Origin of the sequence: Acinetobacter sp. TY1 (assembly GCF_048551395.1) — a bacterium.
Classification (GTDB): domain Bacteria; phylum Pseudomonadota; class Gammaproteobacteria; order Pseudomonadales; family Moraxellaceae; genus Acinetobacter.
The window spans coordinates 78,386-99,530 of sequence record NZ_JBLYZK010000011.1 but is presented as its reverse complement, the minus strand read 5'-3'; the positions used below and the strand labels follow the sequence as shown (position 1 = coordinate 99,530).

Sequence of the window (21,145 nt, the reverse complement as noted above, 5' to 3'; positions counted from 1 at the left end):
TTCGGGGGTATAGTTTGGTTTTTTCATCGGGATAGTCTCTCAGAATATTGACTCTCCGACAAACCCGGTACGGTTCAAGAATATTTAGGTGCATGATCTAAACGAATAAATTGGCTTGCCTTTAATTTCCCTTGATTTTGTACAATAATAAATTTTACATTTTCACCTTTACGTGGCAATCCCCCTTCAGATGGAAAATCTGAGATTTCAAAAAAAATCGTCTCATTATTATCTTGTACTGTGACAAAACCGAAACCATGATCAGGCTGATATTCTTTTACTCTGCCTAAATTATACATGAGCTTATCCATATCCTTACTTCTCATTAGGTTATATGCGATTTAACTATTTTTTTCAAACACTGTTTTGATTGTTATGTGATCAATTTATCACTAATTATCCTATTGCGATGAATGGTTTATTTTTCTCGATTTTTTCCGAGTAATTCATCTAAGGCTTGATTTGATAGTATTTTATTTGGTAAGCGACCTAAAGCACGACGCTGTTCAGCTACCTGCTGTTTTTGTTCAGCAGTGAGCTTGTTTAACTTAATTGCTTGATCTTGTTGATAGTGCTGATAACGCTTATAGGTATATAGACCTAAATTGATACACAATAAGCCAATGAGACCCAAAACAATCCACCACCAATTAACTCCATTACTCTTACGTTGATTTTTCTTAAACCCCTCTTTAACAGTTGGCGCTTTGTAATGCCTATAGCCAAATTTAGCTTTTAAGTTTTGGTAGGTTGAACTCTTATGATACTGTGCAATATCGAGTGAATTACTCTGAACAGGTGGACTTAACGGTACTACAGATTCCACAGATTCCACAGATTCCACAGATTCCACAGATTCCACAGATTCCACAGATTCCACAGATTCCACAGATTCCACAGCGTTGATGTTTAACTCTACTCTAGGCAAGTGTTGTTCAGTGCTATTTTGTAAATCGGCTTGTTTATTGATTTGAATACCATCTTCTGCAAGCGTTACAAGTGGTGTCATAGACTGACGAACAATATCAAAACTATTCTTTTTCACTTCTATTTCTTGCGTATAAGCTGCATTTTTATAATCTAATCGGACAATCAGATTTGCGTGTAGCACACCATTTTTTTCTATAATAGAACACTTAATTCGTTCACCAATATGAGGAGCAATATTTGAATTTGGAAAGTCTGCACTAGCAAAAATAAGCTCTTGTTCATTGTCTAATAATACAATGTGGCCCTTTTTGGTTACTTTGTCATAAATTGTGACCAACCCCTTATAGAACATAATGAAGTACTCATTTTATTATAATTAAAATAAAAAAGGAGGTTATTAACCTCCTCTTTATAATACTCAATTTTAATCTTTTTGAACACTACCAAAAATTTTATCGCCTGCATCGCCTAAACCAGGAACGATATAGCCATTTTCATTTAAACCATCATCAATAGAAGCGGTGAAAATCGTAACATCAGGATGCGCATCTTCAACACGTTTAATGCCTTCAGGTGCAGCAACAAGAACCATCACACGGATGTCTTTACAACCACTTGCTTTCAATGCATCAATTGCAGCAACAAGTGATGAACCTGTTGCCAACATTGGATCAATAATCATGGCAATACGATTTTGTACATCAGGAACTAATTTTTTATAATAAGTTCGTGCTTCTAAAGTTTCTTCGTCACGCTCTAAACCGAGTACAGATACTTTTGCACTTGGAATAAGGCTTAAGAAGCCATCAAGCATACCAATACCTGCACGTAAAATTGGCACAACTGTAATTTTTTTACCCGCAATCCGATCTACAGTCACTTTACCATTCCAACCATCAATTTCATGGTCAACCATTGGCAAGTCTTTAGTTGCTTCATAAGTAAGCAACATAGTGACTTCTTGTGCAAGCTCACGAAAGTTTTTAGTACTAATTTCCGCACGGCGTAATAAACCTAATTTATGGCGGATAAGTGGATGGCGAATTTCTTGGATAGACACGGGAGAACACCTAAAAAGCGAACAATATAATATGGATAGTATAAATGTTTTTTATATAAGAAATAAGAAAAGCCCTCAATCAATGAGGGCTTTTTTTGTTAACAGCTATCGTTTTTTTGGATTACTGAAGTACTAAATGTAATGGTGCAAGCATTTGAGCTTGATTCGCCAAAGCAATAATCGGATCTGGGTAAACACCTACAACGATTACAAGCAATGCAGCAAGAAGTACCATAATACCACCCGCTTTTTGTCCCCAATGCTTATCTGCATCAATACGAGGAGTCTCAGGCGGTGTCATATATAGAACAACCATCACACGCAAGTAATAGTACAAACCAATACCACTACCAATCACGATCATTGCCGCATAGAACCAATGTTGTTGAGACACAACTGTCATCACCAACATGAACTTACCAATGAAGCCTGCTGTCAACGGAATACCTGCAAGTGACAACATCATTACAGTCAATGTTGCAGTCAATACAGGACGACGCCAGAACAAACCACGGTAATCAGCAAGTGATTCGGCTTCATCTACATTGTTGTATGGGCTAGACATCAATGCCACAACACCAAACGCACCAATGGTGGTAATCACATAAGTAAATACATAAGTACCCACTGATGTTAGGCTGAGGAATGATGCACTCACAAGACCCAATAACAAGTAACCGAAGTGTGCAATTGATGAATACGCAAGAATACGTTTCAAGTTCACTTGACGCACTGCAAGTAAGTTACCTGCAAGAATCGAAAGAACAGCAATGACAACAATTACAGTTTTGATTGATTCAATACCAATCACACCTGAAGACAACAAGTAACGAACCAACAAACCAATCATTGCAACTTTAGAAACCGTTGCAAGGAATGTTGCGATTGGTGCAGGCGCACCTGCATAAACGTCTGGTGTCCATTTATGGAATGGTGCGAGTGACAATTTAAACGCAACTGCCGCAATGATTAGACCCAAACCAATAATCGCAAGTGGAGATTCAATCAGTTGGTGATATTGACCAAGATACGTTTGTAACGCAGTCATCACTTCTGGATTTTGTGTCTTCGTCAATGTCCAGAATAATTCATCAACTTGACCTGCAAATGATAATGAACCTACTGTTGCATACACATACGCCATACCCATCAATAACATTGCAGAAGCAGTCGCTGAAAGAACAAGGTATTTAATCCCTGCTTCAAGCGATTTACTACGTTGATACGTATATGCCAATAGACCGTAAACAGGAATCGACATTAACTCAAGGCTAATAAAGAATGATGCGAAGTGTGTGCTTGCAACCATAAGCATTGCACCTGACACTGAAATTAGCATCAAAAGGTACAATTCTTCACGGTTGTCTTTATAATTTTCAATGTACGCATGAGAAAGTGTGAAACACGCAAGCGCAGCAATCAAAATAATAATTTGATAGAACAATGTAAATGGATCAACCATAAACATGCCCATCACCGTTGCAGGTTCATATCCTTTACCAAAAAGCGTAAATAAAATATTGAGCAATGCAAGGTTTAAACCAATTACTGAAACTGTTGCAATTAAATTATGGTTTCGTTTAATTGCAATTAGAATCATCACGACAATTGCGGTCAAAGCCACAATCATCACTGGTGCTAAAGGCATTAAGTCGGAAAAAGAGAGTGTGAAGTTCATGACTTATTGGATCTCCACATTTTGTTGAGTTGCAATTTGCTGAACAGCATCAGCAACATCTTGAGTTGGCGTAAAACTATTTGCTAACCAAGCCATGCTCGAATTTGAAACATCAAGGAACGTTTGCGGGTACAGACCCAACCAAATCAAACCAATCGCACAAACAAGAAGAAGACCAATTTCACGTGCATTGAGATCTTTCAAAGGCGATGCATAATGTTGTTTTTGCTCTTCATTTGGCGTACCAAATAAAGCTTTGTGGATGAGAATAAGACCGTAAAGACCTGCAAAAACCAAACTCACCGCGGCAAGAATTGTAAAGAGTGGGAATTTACCAAATGAACCCATCAAGATCAGGAATTCACCAATAAAGTTACCTAGTCCTGGAATACCGACAAGTGCCGATACAAAGAACATCAAGAAGAATGGCAAATATTGGAACTGACCACGAATACCACCCATCAAGCGTAAATCACGTGTGTGCAAACGTTCGTAAACTTGACCACACATAATGAACAATGCAGCAGAAGATAAACCATGTGCAAGCATCATGATCATCAAGCCTTGGAAAGTCAGGATGTTACCTGCATAAAGTGCAAGTAAAACAAAACCCATGTGCGAAATAGATGTGTACGCAAGCAGACGTTTCATATCTGTTTGTTGGAATGCACACACTGCACCGTAGAAAATACCGATCAAACCAAGAATAATCGCGATATCTGCAAACTGAGCAGATGCTGCTGGGAAGAATGGAATCACGAAACGTAATAAACCATAAGCCGCAGTTTTGATTAGAATTCCTGCAAGGTCAACAGAACCTGCTGTTGGTGCTTGCGCATGCGCATCGGGTAACCAGCCGTGTAATGGGAATACAGGAAGCTTCACTGCAAAACCAATAAAGAAACAGATCATCAATGCATAAGCAAAACTTGATGTTGCAGGGTTAGCATCTAATGCATTTGCTACAGCCATTAAATGTGTATAACCAAATTCAATGCCACCACCCATCATATAACCAGCAATCACAAGTCCTAAAATGCCGACAAGCATAATCAGACCCGCAACTTGGGTATAAATGAAGAATTTAGTTGCAGCATAAACGCGAGATTTACCATCTGCACCTGAATGTCCCCAAAGTGCAATCAAGAAATAGATTGGAACTAGCATCATCTCCCAGAAGAAGAAGAAGAGGAACATATCAATTGCAAGGAAAACACCAATGACACCACCCAAAGACCATAAAAGGTTTAAATGGAAGAAGCCAACGTTTTTCTGAATCTCGCCCCATGAACAGCCTACTGCAAGTACACCGAGTAATGCAGTCAAACCGACCATAAGAAGTGACAAACCATCCACAGCAAGGTGAATGTTAATGCCTAATGTTTTAATCCACTCAATTTTAAACTGTGCAGCCCACTCTGGTGCGCTTACACCCAACTGATAGTTATATGTACCAGAATGCCATAAAGAAATGGTCAATCCTAGTGTAACCAACATCCCTACCAACGCAATATAACGTGGTAGATGTTGGTCGATTTTATCGACCAACCAACAAGCAAAACCTGCAATGAACGGTACGAGGATCAGCGCTGGTAAAATCCAATTGTTTGTGATTTCCATCTTATTTCCCCACGACCTGAATCACGATCAGGATCATCAACACAACCACTACACCAAGAGACATACTTGATGCATATTCGCGTAATAGACCCGTCTGACGTGAACTTGTAAATTTATTACCACCTTTTACAATGGCTGGTAAAAGAAGCCACAAGCCATCAATTGGATCACGACCAAAGATCTTCGCCAATAACAAGTAAGGTTGAACAAATACAAGGTTATACAGTGCATCAAAACCAAATGCATTACGGCAAATATTCACAAGCCCTGCACCAAATGAAGTTGCTGCAAACCCTTTAACCGCATTATAAGCAAATGCAAATAAAACGACGCCAACTGCAAGACCAACGAGCGCAATACCGACAGCAGTATATTCAGCTGAATGCATGCCATGTGTTAAAGCTTCTGAAACTTCAAATACAGGAATGTTTGCAGCTGTCAGTGCTTTTTCAACGGGTGCTTTAAGGAAATAAGCTAAACCTGTTGAAAGAACAGCAAGAATACCCAATGGCGCCCAATATGTTGCGCCTTTGATTTCGTGATATGGCGTATTTTCTTTACCAAAGAATACAACCCAAATTAAGCGGAATGTATAAATTGAAGTTAAGAAAGCACCTGCTACACCCACCCAATACAACCAGCCAAAAGTTGCGATTGACTGACCTTGAACCCAAACAGCACCCAAGATTGCATCTTTCGAGAAGAAACCAACAGTAATGAAAGGAATTGCTGCTAATGCACCACCACCAATGGCAAAACATGCAAACAGGAATTTGTTCTTGTAGAACAAGCCACCCATTTTAAAAATATTTTGTTCGTGATGATACGCAAGAATCACTGCACCAGAAGAAAGGAACAATAACGCTTTAAAGAATGCGTGAGAAAGCATATGGAACAGACCAGCTTGGTATGCTTCAGCACCCACAGCCATAAACATATAACCCAACTGACTCATTGTTGAGTAAGCAAGAATACGTTTGATGTCTGTTTGAACCAATGCAGCAAAGCCTGCAACCAATAATGTTACAGCACCTGTAATTGAGATGAACTGCATTACTTCTGGTGTCATTTCAAACACAGAGAACATACGGCAGCACAAGTAAATACCCGCTGTAACCATTGTTGCTGCATGGATCAATGCTGATACTGGTGTAGGACCAGCCATCGCATCTGCTAACCATGTTTGTAATGGAATTTGCGCTGATTTACCTGCAGCACCCAAGAACAACATGAGTGAAGTCCAAAGTGCAAGGTTATGATCCAATGCCAATACTTTCGGTGCTTCTGCAACGATTGTACCAATGTGCAAAGTACCAAATTGTTGGAAAAGTAAGAACAATGCGATGAGTAAAAATACATCACCCACACGTGTTACTGTAAATGCTTTGATTGCTGCAAAACCATTTTCAGGGTTTTGATAGTAATAACCAATCAATAGGTAAGAACATAAACCTACGCCTTCCCAACCTAAGAATAACAACGCTAAGTTGTCACCCAATACAAGTACAAGCATGCTTGCAACGAATAAGTTGAAGTAAGAGAAGAAACGTGCAAAGTCTTCTTCGCCACGCATATACCACGTTGCAAAGATATGAATCAGGAAGCCTACACCTGTTACCATGCCCATCATGAGTAATGATAGACCATCAAGGTGCAAACTAATGCCCGGTGCAAAATCACCAACGCTAAACCAAGTCCATAAGTTTTGAACCACTGGCGTTGAACCATTGTTTACAAAACCAATACCTGCAATCAATGCGACTAAAGCAGATAAGCCGACAGAACCTGCACCAATAATTGCTGCTACATTTTCAGGAAGTTTATTACGACCTGCCGCTAAAAGGACAAAACCAATGAGCGGGAATAAAATCGTTAGATATAAATAACTCATCCGCGCATCTCACTGGCTGCATCCACATCCAAGTGATGGAAGCGATGGTAAAACTGAAGGACGATTGCAAGACCAATACAAGCCTCTGCAGCGGCAAGTGTCAAAATCAAAATGAACATGATCTGTCCATCTGGTTGCACCCAAGCACTACCCGCAACAACGAATGCAAACGCTGCTGCATTCATCATTACTTCTAAGCTCATAAGAACAAATAAAAGATTGCGACGAACCATTACACCGTAAAAACCAAGTGCAAAAAGGATAGATGCAACGATCAAACCATGTTCTAAAGGAATGTTGCCCATTATTCTTTCTCCTCATCTGCACCTGGTACACGTTTGCCCAAGTGGTATGCAGCTACAAGTGCAGCAAGCAATAACATTGCCGCAACTTCAACTAACAATACGTAATGTGAAAAGAGTGCCTGACCAACCAATTTAGGGCCGATCACTTGCGTACCGAGCAACATGCCTGTAGATGTATAGTCACCAGACAACATCCATACTAAGCATAAGCCCATCAAGAAGCTCAACATCGCTGGTACTGCCCAAGCATCTGAAGTTAACCATTTACGCTCTTGATCTACAGTCTCTTGACCAAGATTCAGCATCATCACAACGAATACGAATAACACCATAATTGCGCCGGCATAGACAATAATTTCAAGTGCCGCTGCAAAAGGTGCTCCAATGGTCAGGAACATACCTGCCACTGCCAACAATGAAACAATCAAGCTCAACAATGCGTGAACTGGCGTTGCATTGGTTACAACACGAATTGTAGAAACAATGGCCACGAGAGCCATTAAATAAAATGGCCACATCATGGTAATAAGCTCCGTACGTCTACAGGTGCGCTTTCACGCTGTGCTTGACCTTTCTCTTTACCATCAATTGCCATACCAGTTACACGGTAGAAATTGTAGTCTGGATATTTACCAGGACCTGAGATCAGTAAGTTTTCTTTTTCGTACACAAGATCCTGACGAACGTATTCGCCCAATTCAAAATCAGGTGTTAACTGAATTGCAGTGGTTGGACATGCTTCTTCACACATACCGCAGAAAATACAGCGTGAGAAGTTGATACGGAAAAACTCCGGATACCAACGACCATCTTCTTTTTCAGCTTTTTGCAGTGAAATACAACCTACAGGACATGCAACCGCACACAGGTTACACGCAACACAGCGTTCTTCACCATCTGGGTCACGTGTCAACACGATACGACCACGGTAACGTGGTGGTACGATCTGTTCGGCTGGTACTTCAGGATATAAAATCGTGTCACGTTTACGTGTGACATGGCTGAACACCATCCACAATGAACGTACGATCGACCCTACTCCAGCTAGAATTTTATACATTTTGTACTCCCTGCTGTCCTAGGCTTGATTCATCAGAATCACAGCACCAGTCACCAAAAGGTTGACTAACGCTAATGGTAAACATACTTTCCAACCAAAATTCATCACTTGGTCATAACGTGGACGCATTAAAGAACCACGAGCCAAGACAAACATCATTACAAAGAATGCTGTTTTGATAATGAACCAGAACGCATCTGGAATGAATGGAATATCTAAGTTAAATGGCGCTAACCAACCGCCGAAGAACAACGTAACAATCAACGCTGAAATTAAGATCACGTTCACGTATTCAGCAACGAAGAACATCCCCCACTTCATACCGCCGTATTCTACATGGTAACCTTCCGCAAGTTCTTGCTCAGCTTCAGGTTGGTCAAATGGATGACGATGCGTTACCGCTACACCCGCAACCACGAATACCATAAAGCCAATGAACTGTGGAATCACGAACCAGACATCACGTTGAGCTTCAACGATGTCACGCAAGTTAAATGAACCTGCAATCGCCACAACACCCATCAATGAAATACCCAAGAACACTTCATAAGAAATGGTTTGAGCAGCAGAACGTAAACCACCGAGCAATGCATATTTGTTATTTGATGACCAACCACCGAACAGTACTGCATAAACTGCAATACCTGCCATTGCCATAAAGAACAATAGACCAATGCTCATATCTGCAACACCTAAGTAAGGTGAAACAGGAATAACCATGAACGACAGTACCGCAGTTGCCATTGCAACTGCAGGTGCCATACGGAACGTTAATTTATCAACAAACTTTGGTGTCCAATCTTCTTTGAACATGATTTTAAGCATGTCGGCAACGATTTGGAACATACCGCCTGGACCAACACGGTTAGGACCATAACGGTCTTGCCACAAACCCAGTAAACGACGTTCAACAAATGACATCAATGCTGCGAGTAAAACCACAGCCAATAAGATGACAATTGCTTGAAGTACTGAGTAAGCAACTGGCCAGTCCTGTGCCCAAGTCGGTAAGGCGCGTAAAGTTTCATTCATGATTACACTCCTACCGCTACAGATACAGGTTCAGCAAGAGAAACCGTAGGTGCTTGACCAACTGGGTAACCAATATAACCTGCAGGTAAATATTCGATGACTTGTACAGGAAGACTTATTTCAGTTTCGCCTGCTTTCACCGTAATGTTTTGACCTTCTTGAACCTTCAAACGTGCTGCATCTTGTTCACCGACTGCAAACACAGCATTTGGAATACGTGTTTCCATCGCTGGTGTTTTCGCCGTAAATTCGCCTGATGCAAAAATATGATGCATAGGAACAAGACGGAAGCTTTCAGGATTCACGACAACAACAGCTGGCGCAACGAAAGTACGGACAGGACGCTTATTCAAACGGTCAAATAGACGTACGCCTGAATCACCACCTTTCAAATGACCACCCACTTTGTCTTGGAGTTTATTCCAAGATTGTGGTGAGTTCCAACCCGCAGACCATGCAAATGGAACCAATGCAGATGGAGTTTGATCACCAACATAACCTTCCATAGAGAATGCTAATGCAGAGTCTTTATCGACAGGTTGTTTTGGTTCATGAATTGAAAGTGGCGCACGAATTGCTGTACGACCTGAATAACGACGCGGTTCACGGGCAATTTTTAAGCCATGTACACGGAAGCCTGCATTCGGTGCAACATCTTGAATCGCTTCAAGTGTAGGCACATTTTTAGCAAGACTTTCAATCACATCATCAAGCACAGTCCATGCAATCGCTTTACCTTGCACACCTGTTTCAATGGCATGCAACCAGCGCCAAGATTCTTTAATCGCAAGTTCAGGCTTGTAATATGACGGATCATAAACTTGATAGAAGCGCTGAGCACGACCTTCTTGAGATACAACTGTACCATCACCTTCAGCAAAACTCGCAGCAGACAGAACAACGGTCGCAGCTTTTACAGTTTCAGTTTCAGTATGATCAAGAACAATCACATTTTTTGCTTTTGCAAATGCAGCTTGAACTTGTTTTGCAGGTAAACGACGGTATAAGTCATTTTCCACAATCATGATTGAGTCGTAATCTTGAGCAAATGCTTGCTCTAAGCTTAAGCCACCAAACAATGCAAGACCCATTGAGTTCACTTCAGGAACAGTTAAAGTCAAACCTGCATTGCCACCAAGGTTCTGTGCAACTTGTGCAGCAGCTTCCATGATCGCAACATCTTGTAAACTTGTACCTGAAATAATCAACGGTTTTTTCGCAGCTTTTAAAGTATCAGCAATGGTTTGAGCAAATGCTTTTGCATCATCATCTAAACCAAGAATCGCTTCACCTTTAACGCCTGCAGCAACTGCAAAACCTAAACGTGCAATGTCATTTGGAGAAGCAACAACTTCACCCGCAGCAACATCAGCAAGACGTGTTTGTGTTGCAGCTAAAATGTAAATCGGAGATTTAGCATCTTGTGCAATCCGTTGTAACGGCTCAGCCAACCACTCTTGTGTACGACGTTCTGCAGCCATTTCTTTGGCTTTATTTTTCGCAGCTTGGCGAACAGACAATGCCATACGTGGTGCAGTTTGCGTTAAATCTTCACCTAGAATCAGTACTGCATCATAGCTTTCAATTTCACGCATACCTGGGTTATAAACACCTTCGGTTTGCATGATTGATGCAGCAAGCTCAACTAGATTTTGCTCTTTTTGAGATAAACCTGTTGAATAGTTTTCTTGCCCAACCAATTCACGAAGTGCAAAGTTTGACTCTAAAGACGCACGCGGCGAGCCAATTCCTAATACTTTTTTACCTTGAATTGCTTCGATTACGGAATCAAGCGCAGCATCTACAGATACAGTTTCAACATTTGTGCCTTTACGGAACTGGGGTTGACGTGGACGATTTTCAAGGTTCACATAACCTGTACCAAAACGACCTTTATCGCAAAGGAAGTATTGGTTCACTTCACCGTTGAAACGGTTTTCTACACGACGAATCTCACCATAGCGTTCACCTGGAGAAATATTACAACCTGAAGAACAGCCTTGGCATACGCTTGGCGCATACTGCATGTCCCATTTACGGTTATAACGTGCAGAATGTGTTTTATCGGTAAATACACCTGTTGGGCATACTTCAGTCAAGTTGCCAGAAAATTCAGACTCTAAAGCACCTGATTCTGGGCGACCGAAGTAAACACGTGATGCATTACCATACACACCAAAGTCTGTACCGCCAGCATAATCGTTGTAATAACGAACACAACGATAACACGCGATACAGCGGTTCATTTCATGCGAAATAAACGAGCCTAACTCTTGGTTATGGTGTGTACGCTTAGTAAAACGATAGCGACGACGGTCATGCTGTGTCATCACAGTCATATCTTGTAAATGGCAATGACCACCTTCTTCACAAACTGGACAGTCATGTGGGTGGTTTGTCATTAAGAATTCTACAATTGATTCACGAAACGAAGTCGCTTCTTTGTCTTCAATTGAGATATAGGTATTGTCAGATGCAGGTGTCATACATGACATGACCAAACGACCACGGGTATCTTCCGGATTCGCATATTGAGTCACAGCACATTGACGGCAAGAACCGACAGAACCTAAGGATGGATGCCAACAAAAATACGGGATATCAATACCCAGACTTAAACACGCTTGTAGCAAGTTTTCTGAGCCATCGACTTCGTAAGATTTGCCATCGACATGAATTGTAGCCATAGTCGAATTCCTTAAGCTTGTTCTACGTTGCTAATTTGAGCGGCAGCATCGACTACCTTCGCTTCAAACTCGCTACGGAAATATTTGAGTGCACCCATTAATGGTTCCATTGCACCAGGTGCGTGAGCACAGAAAGTTTTACCAATCCAAAGCTTACGAGTAAGCTCCTGTAAATGATCGATATCTTCTTTCTTACCTGTGCCATCTTCGATTGCTTTAAGCGCTTTAACCGCCCAAGGCAAACCATCACGACAAGGAGTACAAAAACCACATGATTCACGTGCAAAGAATTCTTCTAAGTTACGTGTTGCTGAAACCATACATTGAGTTTCATCTACAACCATAAGCAAACACGTACCTAAACGTGAACCCGCTTTCATGATTGTTTCCGCATCCATAGGAAGATCGATGTGCTCTGCTGCCAAAAAGTCAGTCGATGCACCACCAGGTAACCATGCTTTAAGCTTCAAGCCATCACGCATACCACCAGCATAGTCTTCAATCACTTCACGCGCAGTCGTACCAAAAGGAAGTTCCCAAAGACCAGGGAATTTCACTTTACCTGATGCACCATAAATTTTTGTGCCTGGATCTTTCGATTTACCTTGAGATAAACCGTTATACCATTCAGGACCACGAAGCATAATTGCCGGTAAGTTGTTGTACGTTTCTACGTTGTTGACAATCGTAGGACGACCCCAAGCACCTGCAACTTGTGGGAACGGTGGTTTAGTACGAGGATTTGCACGGCGACCTTCAAGCGAGTTAATCAATGCAGTTTCTTCACCACAAATATAACGACCCGCACCGGTATGTACATGCATATCGAAGTTCCAACCTGTTCCAAGGATGTTTTCACCCAAGTAACCTTTGGCACGTGCTTGTGCTAAAGCTTCAGTTAAGTAGCCTGCAGCTTCGATGTATTCACCACGAATGAAGATATAACCTTGTGTTGCTTCTAAGGTATAACCTGCAATCAACATCCCTTCGATCAATTGATGTGGAAGTTTTTCCATCAACAAACGGTCTTTGAATGTCCCTGGCTCCATTTCATCGGCATTACAGATCAGGTAACGAGGACCGCCATCATTTGGCGCCATGAGTGACCATTTGATCCCTGCTGGGAAACCTGCACCACCACGACCTTTAACAGTCGCTGCTTTAATGATTTCAAGTACATCTTTCGGTGGCATTTCCAATGCTTTTTTAAAGCCTGCATAGCCTTCAAGTGCTTCGTAATCATCTGCACTGCGAACGTATTCCTGTTTACTCAAACGCCATGTTAATGGGTGAGTTTCAGGGTTACCTTCGCCATAAATTGGTTTTGGTTCAGTATTCATACATACTTCTCCAAGAGCTGTTTAACAGATGTCACTTCAACTAGACCGTGAGTATCTTCATCAATCATCAAAGTTGGACCTTTGTCACAGTTCCCTAAACAGCAGATTGGAAGCAAAGTGAAACGGTTATCGGCAGTCGTTTGACCGTACTGAATCCCCAATTCACGTTGGAATGCTTCTGCTAAAGTTTCCGCACCCATCAAGAAGCAAGCAATCGAATCACATAATAAAATTACGTGACGACCCACCGGCTGACGGTAAATACGGTTATAGAAAGTTGCAACACCTTCTAAATCTGCAACACTCATACTTAACATTTGAGCAATTGCATTCATTTGTGCATCATCGACCCAACCGTTACGGCGTTGTACATGCTTTAACGCATCTAAACACGCCGCACGTGGGTATGGATAATGCTCAATGTGATGTTCAATTTCATGAATTTCGTCCGCAGTCAAAATTCCTTCAACAGTCACACGTGGCTTTTTATCAGTCAAAATCATCATAATGCGTTGCCCCTTAGCGATCCACGTCAGCCATAACGACGTCAATTGTCGCTAAATAAATGATCAAGTCAGATACAAGACTGCCGTTAATCACGGAAGGCATTTGCTGCAAGTGAGTGAACGTTGGTGTACGAATACGGGTACGATAACTCATCGTTGACTTATCAGAAGTCAAGTAGTAGTTCGATGCACCTTTTACCACTTCTGCCATGACTGATGCTTCACCAGCAGGCATTACAGGACCCCATGACACGCTCAAGAAGTGCGTAATCAAGGTTTCAATATCTTGCAAAGTCTTGTCTTTTGGTGGTGGAACTGCCAATGGATGATCCGCTTTATAAGGACCAGAAGGCATGTTATCCAAACACTGTTTGACGATTTTCAATGATTCTTCGATTTCACGATAGTGAACCATAACACGTGCATACGCATCGCCTTCGTACTCTACAGGAACTTCAAAATCATAGTTTTCATAGCCACTGTATGGACGATATTTACGTACGTCAAAATCAATACCTGTTGCACGCAAACCTGTACCTGTAACACCCCAAGCCAATGCAGATTTAGCATCATATTGAGCAACATTACGTGTACGACCAATAAACACTGAGTTTTTCAATGCTGCTGTATGGTATTCCTTCAAACGTTTTGGTAGCCAATCTAAAATATCTTTGATCAGTTTCTGCCAATTATTTGGAAGATCGTGTGCAGTACCACCAATACGGAACCATGCTGGGTGCATACGGAAACCTGTGATTGCTTCTATCGCATCATAGATTTTTTGACGGTCAGCAAACATATAGAATACTGGAGTCATACCGCCGGCATCCTGAATCGCTGTACCCAAATACAATAAATGGTTATTGATACGGAATAATTCAGACATCATGACACGGATACATTGCGCACGGTCAGGAACTGTAATTCCCGCCATTTGCTCTACACCCATCACATAAGGCATGTTCTGCGCACAACCACCCAAGTAGTCAACACGGTCGGTATAAGGAATGAATGAATGCCACGTTTGACGTTCAGCCATCTTTTCCACACCACGGTGGTGATAACCAATATCAGGCACACAGTCTTTCACTTCTTCGCCATCAAGCTGCAAAATCACACGGAATGCACCGTGCGCAGACGGATGGTTCGGTCCCAAGTTCAAGAACATGAAGTCTTCGTCGGCATTACCACGACTTAAACCCCAATCTTCGGGAACGAAACGTAAGTGTTCTTGCTCAAAATCTTGCTTCGCTTGGTTCTGCATATACGGTGTATATTCAGTTGCACGTGCAGAATATTCTTTACGAAGTGGATGACCTTCCCAATAGGTTGGCAACAAAATACGACGGAGCATTGGATGCCCTTCGAAATTGATCCCGAACATATCGTATGCTTCACGTTCGTACCAGTTGGCATTTGGCCAAATATTGGTTGCAGTCGGAATGTTAATATCATTCTCGTTTAACGCAACTTTGATACGAATATCACTGTTACGCTCAAGCGATAACAAGTGATAGAACACAGTGAAGTCAGATGCAGGTAAATCATCACGATGTGTACGTAAACGCTCATCTACCGCAGACAAGTCGAATAGCATCACGTAAGGACGTGACACTGTACGTAAGAACATTAAAACTTCTTGTACGCGAGCACGCTCAACCCAGACTGTTGGAAAGTCTTCAAAGGTTGTTTGCACGTAAAAGTTCTCGCCAAATTTGGCTTTGAGATCTTCTACGATCGCAAATGCTGGGCGGGAATCAACAGGCGCTGATTCTGGCATAGCAATTTCAGTTTCAGCCATTGGCTTGGCTTCCTATTTAATACAAATTCTGTCAAATTTTCCGATGATCATATCCGTCTTAGATATGTCAAACATTCATCAGAAAAAATTACTCAATTTCGTCCATTGAACGTAAGTTTTTCACCGCAATACGTTCAGCATTCTTACGATCACGTTCTGGCATCATCTTTGGCTTATATACAGGCTTAAGATCATCACCAATTACGGCAGAAAGCGGACGGCGTTCCAATTGAATCTGATCCTGAAGCAATAAAAGTGCTTGGATCAAAGCTTCTGGACGTGGCGGACAACCTGGAACATACACATCTACAGGAATGATTTTGTCGACACCCTGAACGACAGAGTAAATGTCATACATACCACCTGAGTTTGCACATGCACCCATTGAGATGACCCATTTAGGTTCAAGCATTTGTTCATATAGACGCTGAATAACTGGCGCCATTTTCACAAAACAAGTTCCTGCAACAATCATCAAGTCAGCTTGACGTGGTGAAGCACGAATAACCTCGGCACCAAAACGCGACAAGTCATGCACACCTGTTAAGGTTGTTGCATATTCTACGTAGCAGCATGAAGTACCAAAGTTAAAAGGCCATAATGAATTTTTACGGCCCCAGTTCACAGCTGTATGTGCAACGTCTTCTAGACGCGTCATAAACACATTTTTATTCACTTCATCTTCAAGCGGATCGGTGACAATCTGACGCTCTTGAAGTGGATACTGGTCAGCTTCTGGATTCGCACGGGTCAATGTATATTTCATTCCCGGGTTACTCCTTTACAGATGACTGAGTCGGTGTTTTATCTTTCACACGACCAGAAGATTGAGCTGGAATTGTTCCTGTCGGATCCATTACCAGTTCTTCAATAGAGTTAAAGCGTGTAATTTCTGCGAGGTCCATATTAGGAGAACCAATTTTAACTTTAATTCCTGCTGCTTTACGCTTATCTGAAGGTGCCCAATTAAGCGCACCAGTCGACATTTCGTAAATCAGACCAACAAGTAAAACTAAAATAAATACAGCGGCTGTTACAAAACCAACCCAACCTACTTCACGCACAGATGCAGCCCATGCATAAAGATAGAGAGCTTCTAAGTCGAAGACGACAAAGAAAATTGCAACAAGATAAAACTTCGCAGACAGGCGGATACGTGCACCACCAGCACCAACCACACCTGATTCAAATTGCTCTTGCTTCGCACGTCCCCATGATTTACCCCCAAGGAGTAAAGGAACGGTGAGCATAAAGACACATAAAAATGTCACGCCGATCACGAAGGCAATGATTGCCCAATCGTATGGAGTAATGGCACTCATGCGGGGATAACTCCTGGCAGGCCTATTATTAACAAAGAATGCATGTATTGGCCTTGTAAATACACCAAACACAAAATAAATCTGGCTAATTGTACCCGATTGAGCAGGTCTGTTGCTAGCTTATAGGTCTAAGTCTTTCGGATGATTTTTTATGCTAATTTCATAATTCCTCTGCATTTATCACTTTAAAGACCTAATCTATCGCTTAATTAGATTCAAATCGAAAAAGTCATTATTATTTCCGAAAATGTATCTCAAATTTACAATACAAATAACAAATCAGACACTTAACAAGCCAAATTAAATCTAGAATATGTCAAATTATTTCAAAAAATGTTTATTTTTATATAAATTCAATCATTTCATCATAAAATTGTATTTTAAATATATCTTGTTACACTCTCTCACCTACTTCTGACCAACCTATAAAACCAAAAAAATAATTTATGATTTTTATCAAGATAAGGAAATAATAGAAATTATTAATTAGTTTCCATTATTTTATTTAAAAATATTACCTCAATTTGATATTTATTAAAAAAATACCAATCAAGCAAATATACCCAACATAAAACCCTAGGTGCGTATATTTATGCTGTATGAATAGACAAAATGTACATCAATCAACAATTTATTTTTCAAATAAGCAACATGATTAATTAATCTTATACATTTCAAACTACATTTAAGGTATATGCTAAAAACCAATAATAAAGAGGACAAACAATATGGACGTAAATTTCAGCCACAAACCTGACTATTTTTTATTTGCTCAATTGCTGATTCGTCATATTGAGGGGTATATTAAAAAACATCCTGATGCAAATAATGCCATTTTTGACTTGCGTGATATTTATGAGCTCTTTCGCCATGATCTCGCATCAACCACGACCAATTTAGAAGGTATTTTAAATATTGCAGATGAGTACACAGTAGATACACTTAATGGGGATCAGAAAATTATTAGCCACTATCATATCAATGCGCAAGAAAACAACTTGCTGATTGATTTTAATAGTGATGCATTAGAAGCACTTCGATCAGGAAAACTGATCGTTCCACCAGATGCCACAGTTCATCGATAATAAAAATAAAGTTTGTTTTAAAGAAAATATGAATCATAAAAAAAGCACCTTTAAGGGTGCTTTTTTTATGATTCATATTTTCTTTTTAAATCGGGTCACAGGCCATGACATAGTGAAACGCGCACCACCTAATGTTGGACTTGCATCTACTTGAATCGTACCACCAAACCAATATGCAATCCGACTCACAATAGATAAGCCTAAACCATACCCGCCCGATGCACGTGTCCGACTATCATCTAAACGTGCAAATGCTTCAAAAACTCGCTTACGGTCTTCTTCTGGAATTCCAGGGCCATCATCTTCAACACAAACATAAGCCATCTTCGTTTCTTCATCGATACCACCTGACAAAGTCACTTGTTTATCACAATACCGAATGGCATTACCTACCAAGTTTTGTACAACACGATGCAAATAACGGCGTTCAGCATCTACTCGCACTGTGTCTGACAAGGGGTTTAAATGAATAATTTTATGCGTTTTTAAAGCTTCTGTTTCAACTGCAACCTGCTCAAGTACGTCAACCAAAATAATATTTTCAAAATCGAGGGATGGTGTCCCCTGTTCCAACTTGGCATACGTCATAATTTCATCAATCAAAGTATTGAGAGCTTCAATATCTTTATCAATCATTTCGACTTGCTGAATTCTATATTCATATTCATCTTCATCTGCAAGCATTTCAAGCGCAAAACGAATGCGTGCAACAGGGGTTCGTAGCTCATGAGATACCGCCCGCATTAACTCTCGTTGCGACTCAATCAAACGCTCAATATGATCCGACATACCATTATAACTACTTGCCAAGCTTGCCATTTCATCGCGACCTTCAACAGGCACACGCATACTCATATCGCCTGTTCGAATCACATCTAAAGCTTGATTAACCTGACGCAATTTTCGCTGTATAGGGACAATTAAACCGTAAACCCCTAAACTAATGAGAAATAGGCTAAATAAGGTGATGCCTGCAGCAAGTTTAAATGGCATCCAATTAAACATTGGAATTGGACCCATAACCAAAACTGAACCAAGTGCATTCGGCATTGGATATAATACCGAGATATTTGTGCCATTTTCGCTAGCACTATCTCGATACACAATCACACCTTGATCTGCACGTAAACGTCCAATCTGTTCAGAATCTAAATTCAATTCCGCCGTTTTTTTAATATCAACAGGATAATAAAAATGTTGTTGAATTTTTTTAAGATATTCTTGCTCTTGACCCGGGTAGTACACTAAATAATCGAGAATAAAAATTGGCAAAGCTTTCATCTGCTTTTCACCAATTGATTCAATCTTTATATATAAATAGTGTTTCGGATCATTTTTCATCCCGATCACAAGGTAAGCCGTTTTTTTCTCAGCATCATAGCGAACAACCGCTTTACGCTCTGCTATTCGCTTTTCTTCAGTACGAGATAATTCAACTTTTGAAGCATCAAGATAGTAAATAGGAAGCTCCAGCAAATCTGAAGCATCCGAGATCCAATCCATTTTTTGCTGTTGGGTTTGCTGTCTTGCCACACCCTCGCTAATTACAAACGAAATACCGTCAGTGAGCGACTCTCGGTATTCTTGTGCACGTTGATAATTAATAACCTGAACCAGCAGATAACCAAAAATCGCCACAAGAAATACTAAAATGACCAATCCTGCGTAAATTCGCAAAAATATACTGTGTCTAGACACGCCCTTCACCCACCGACAATTCGCCTATTGGAAATTGGGGCAATTTATAGCCCCAATACTCATTTATAGACCATTGGTTTCTTTTACAAACAAGTAACCTTTACTACGCACAGTTTTAATACGTTTTGGATTTTCAGGGTCATCACCAATTTTTGGACGAATACGTGAAATACGCACATCAATCGAGCGATCTTGACCATCATATTCAATGCCACGTAGACGTTCAAAAATATCTTCGCGCGATAAAATACGACCAGCATTCGATGCTAACAACCATAATAAGTCATATTCAGCACTGGTAAAGTCAACCAACTCACCATTAAGAGTGACTGAGCGACCACCATTATCAATCACAAGATCATCAAATTCGATACGTTGTGCTACTTCATCGTCTGGTGTTTTATCTGTACGGCGTAACAAAGCACGTATACGCGCTAACAAAACACGAGGCTGTACAGGTTTTGCAACGTAGTCATCTGCACCCATCTCTAGGCCAAGAACTTGATCCATATCTTCTGTACGTGCAGTTAACATCAAAATCGGTTGATGATAATGTGGACGAACTTCACGACAAACGGTTAAGCCATCCGCACCCGGCAACATGACATCAAGTACAACCATGTCTGGCTGCTCAGCAATAATTCTACGAATCGCACGATTACCATCAGGCTCTACCCCGACTTCCAACCCATTACGAATCAAATATTCTTGAGTAAGGCGTGCAAGACGCTCATCATCTTCAACAATTAGAATTTTTGGTAATTTTTCTTCCTGGCTCATACAAGACCCCTGTAATTTGTTTCCATATCTACTGTAAATGTCGCAGATTCAACACACTATAATTGGCAATATACACACGTTTACATTGTAAACAAGACCCCATTCACCAAACTGATACATGTAAATATCAATTTGTTATCTTTTTTTATCAATTGAATTCAATTCGCTTTTAACATGTATTTGTATGTAACTAGAAAGCTTGGCACAAGACACATATTTACGATTAATTTTTAAACAAAATATTTCATTGTTCATAATATAGCTGATCAGTTAACACCTTTTTTACTTATCCACATAGTTATCTATAAGCACTTTGTTTTGTCTTTGTTATGCTATGCCCTTGTCTGATA

Annotated in this window: 19 protein-coding genes; 1 reads left to right on the top strand and 18 read right to left on the bottom strand. The window is 40.7% G+C overall.

The annotated features are described in order from the left end of the window. Positions 1-74: 74 nt before the first annotated feature. The 16 genes from ACK2M2_RS09035 to ndhC all read right to left on the bottom strand — a co-directional run bounded on the left by ACK2M2_RS09035 (position 75) and on the right by ndhC (position 17,232). Positions 75-299, bottom strand: coding sequence for a cold-shock protein (locus tag ACK2M2_RS09035; RefSeq protein ID WP_419347648.1), 225 nt, complete (start codon positions 297-299; stop codon positions 75-77). Positions 300-418: 119 nt separating this feature from the next. Next, positions 419-1,282: a hypothetical protein gene (locus tag ACK2M2_RS09030; RefSeq protein ID WP_419347645.1), complete on the bottom strand. Its 864-nt coding sequence runs from the start codon at positions 1,280-1,282 to the stop codon at positions 419-421. A 72-nt stretch (positions 1,283-1,354) separates the two neighbouring features. Further along, positions 1,355-1,990 (bottom strand): uracil phosphoribosyltransferase, encoded by a 636-nt coding sequence (gene upp, locus ACK2M2_RS09025; protein WP_409511168.1) that lies wholly within the window; start codon positions 1,988-1,990, stop codon positions 1,355-1,357. A 121-nt stretch (positions 1,991-2,111) separates the two neighbouring features. Next, positions 2,112-3,668: an NADH-quinone oxidoreductase subunit NuoN gene (nuoN, locus tag ACK2M2_RS09020; protein WP_409511167.1), complete on the bottom strand. Its 1,557-nt coding sequence runs from the start codon at positions 3,666-3,668 to the stop codon at positions 2,112-2,114. 3 nt (positions 3,669-3,671) lie between these two features. Continuing rightward, entirely contained in the window at positions 3,672-5,282 is a 1,611-nt protein-coding gene (nuoM, locus tag ACK2M2_RS09015; RefSeq protein WP_409511220.1) for an NADH-quinone oxidoreductase subunit M, read from the bottom strand. Positions 5,283-5,289: 7 nt separating this feature from the next. Next, the gene (gene nuoL / locus ACK2M2_RS09010; RefSeq protein ID WP_409511166.1) at positions 5,290-7,179 is read right to left on the bottom strand and encodes an NADH-quinone oxidoreductase subunit L; all 1,890 of its coding nucleotides are present in this window, start codon (positions 7,177-7,179) and stop codon (positions 5,290-5,292) included. Then, positions 7,176-7,484, bottom strand: a complete 309-nt coding sequence (nuoK, locus tag ACK2M2_RS09005) for an NADH-quinone oxidoreductase subunit NuoK (RefSeq protein ID WP_409511165.1) — start codon at positions 7,482-7,484, stop codon at positions 7,176-7,178. The genes nuoL and nuoK overlap by 4 nt, the downstream gene beginning before the upstream one ends. Then, on the bottom strand, positions 7,484-8,002 hold the full coding sequence (nuoJ, locus tag ACK2M2_RS09000; RefSeq protein ID WP_409511219.1) for an NADH-quinone oxidoreductase subunit J: 519 nt from the start codon (positions 8,000-8,002) through the stop codon (positions 7,484-7,486). Before nuoJ ends, nuoK begins: the two co-directional genes overlap by 1 nt. After that, positions 8,002-8,544, bottom strand: coding sequence for an NADH-quinone oxidoreductase subunit NuoI (gene nuoI / locus ACK2M2_RS08995; RefSeq protein ID WP_196077635.1), 543 nt, complete (start codon positions 8,542-8,544; stop codon positions 8,002-8,004). The genes nuoJ and nuoI overlap by 1 nt, the downstream gene beginning before the upstream one ends. An 18-nt stretch (positions 8,545-8,562) precedes the next feature. After that, the gene (gene nuoH, locus ACK2M2_RS08990; RefSeq protein ID WP_409511164.1) at positions 8,563-9,576 is read right to left on the bottom strand and encodes an NADH-quinone oxidoreductase subunit NuoH; all 1,014 of its coding nucleotides are present in this window, start codon (positions 9,574-9,576) and stop codon (positions 8,563-8,565) included. 2 nt (positions 9,577-9,578) lie between these two features. Then, positions 9,579-12,263 carry an NADH-quinone oxidoreductase subunit NuoG gene (gene nuoG, locus ACK2M2_RS08985; RefSeq protein WP_419347640.1) on the bottom strand — a complete coding sequence of 895 codons (2,685 nt, stop codon included), beginning with the start codon at positions 12,261-12,263 and terminating at the stop codon, positions 9,579-9,581. A gap of 11 nt (positions 12,264-12,274) precedes the next feature. Then, entirely contained in the window at positions 12,275-13,603 is a 1,329-nt protein-coding gene (gene nuoF / locus ACK2M2_RS08980; RefSeq protein ID WP_419347638.1) for an NADH-quinone oxidoreductase subunit NuoF, read from the bottom strand. Further along, a complete protein-coding gene (gene nuoE / locus ACK2M2_RS08975; protein ID WP_409511161.1) occupies positions 13,600-14,109 on the bottom strand; it encodes an NADH-quinone oxidoreductase subunit NuoE in 510 nt (169 codons plus the stop codon). Before nuoE ends, nuoF begins: the two co-directional genes overlap by 4 nt. A gap of 13 nt (positions 14,110-14,122) precedes the next feature. Beyond that, the gene (gene nuoC / locus ACK2M2_RS08970; RefSeq protein ID WP_419347636.1) at positions 14,123-15,910 is read right to left on the bottom strand and encodes an NADH-quinone oxidoreductase subunit C/D; all 1,788 of its coding nucleotides are present in this window, start codon (positions 15,908-15,910) and stop codon (positions 14,123-14,125) included. Between the two features lie 88 nt (positions 15,911-15,998). Further along, positions 15,999-16,676 carry a NuoB/complex I 20 kDa subunit family protein gene (locus tag ACK2M2_RS08965; RefSeq protein WP_409511159.1) on the bottom strand — a complete coding sequence of 226 codons (678 nt, stop codon included), beginning with the start codon at positions 16,674-16,676 and terminating at the stop codon, positions 15,999-16,001. Between the two features lie 7 nt (positions 16,677-16,683). After that, positions 16,684-17,232: an NADH-quinone oxidoreductase subunit A gene (gene ndhC, locus ACK2M2_RS08960; protein ID WP_409511158.1), complete on the bottom strand. Its 549-nt coding sequence runs from the start codon at positions 17,230-17,232 to the stop codon at positions 16,684-16,686. 728 nt (positions 17,233-17,960) lie between these two features. Here ndhC and ACK2M2_RS08955 point away from each other — a divergent pair. Then, positions 17,961-18,317 (top strand): hypothetical protein, encoded by a 357-nt coding sequence (locus tag ACK2M2_RS08955; protein WP_409511157.1) that lies wholly within the window; start codon positions 17,961-17,963, stop codon positions 18,315-18,317. A gap of 72 nt (positions 18,318-18,389) precedes the next feature. On the opposite strand, the gene bfmS is transcribed toward ACK2M2_RS08955, so the two are convergent. Then, the gene (gene bfmS, locus ACK2M2_RS08950; protein WP_419347633.1) at positions 18,390-20,015 is read right to left on the bottom strand and encodes a sensor histidine kinase BfmS; all 1,626 of its coding nucleotides are present in this window, start codon (positions 20,013-20,015) and stop codon (positions 18,390-18,392) included. 63 nt (positions 20,016-20,078) lie between these two features. Beyond that, positions 20,079-20,795 (bottom strand): response regulator transcription factor BfmR, encoded by a 717-nt coding sequence (gene bfmR / locus ACK2M2_RS08945; protein ID WP_409511155.1) that lies wholly within the window; start codon positions 20,793-20,795, stop codon positions 20,079-20,081. Between the last annotated feature and the right edge of the window lie 350 nt (positions 20,796-21,145).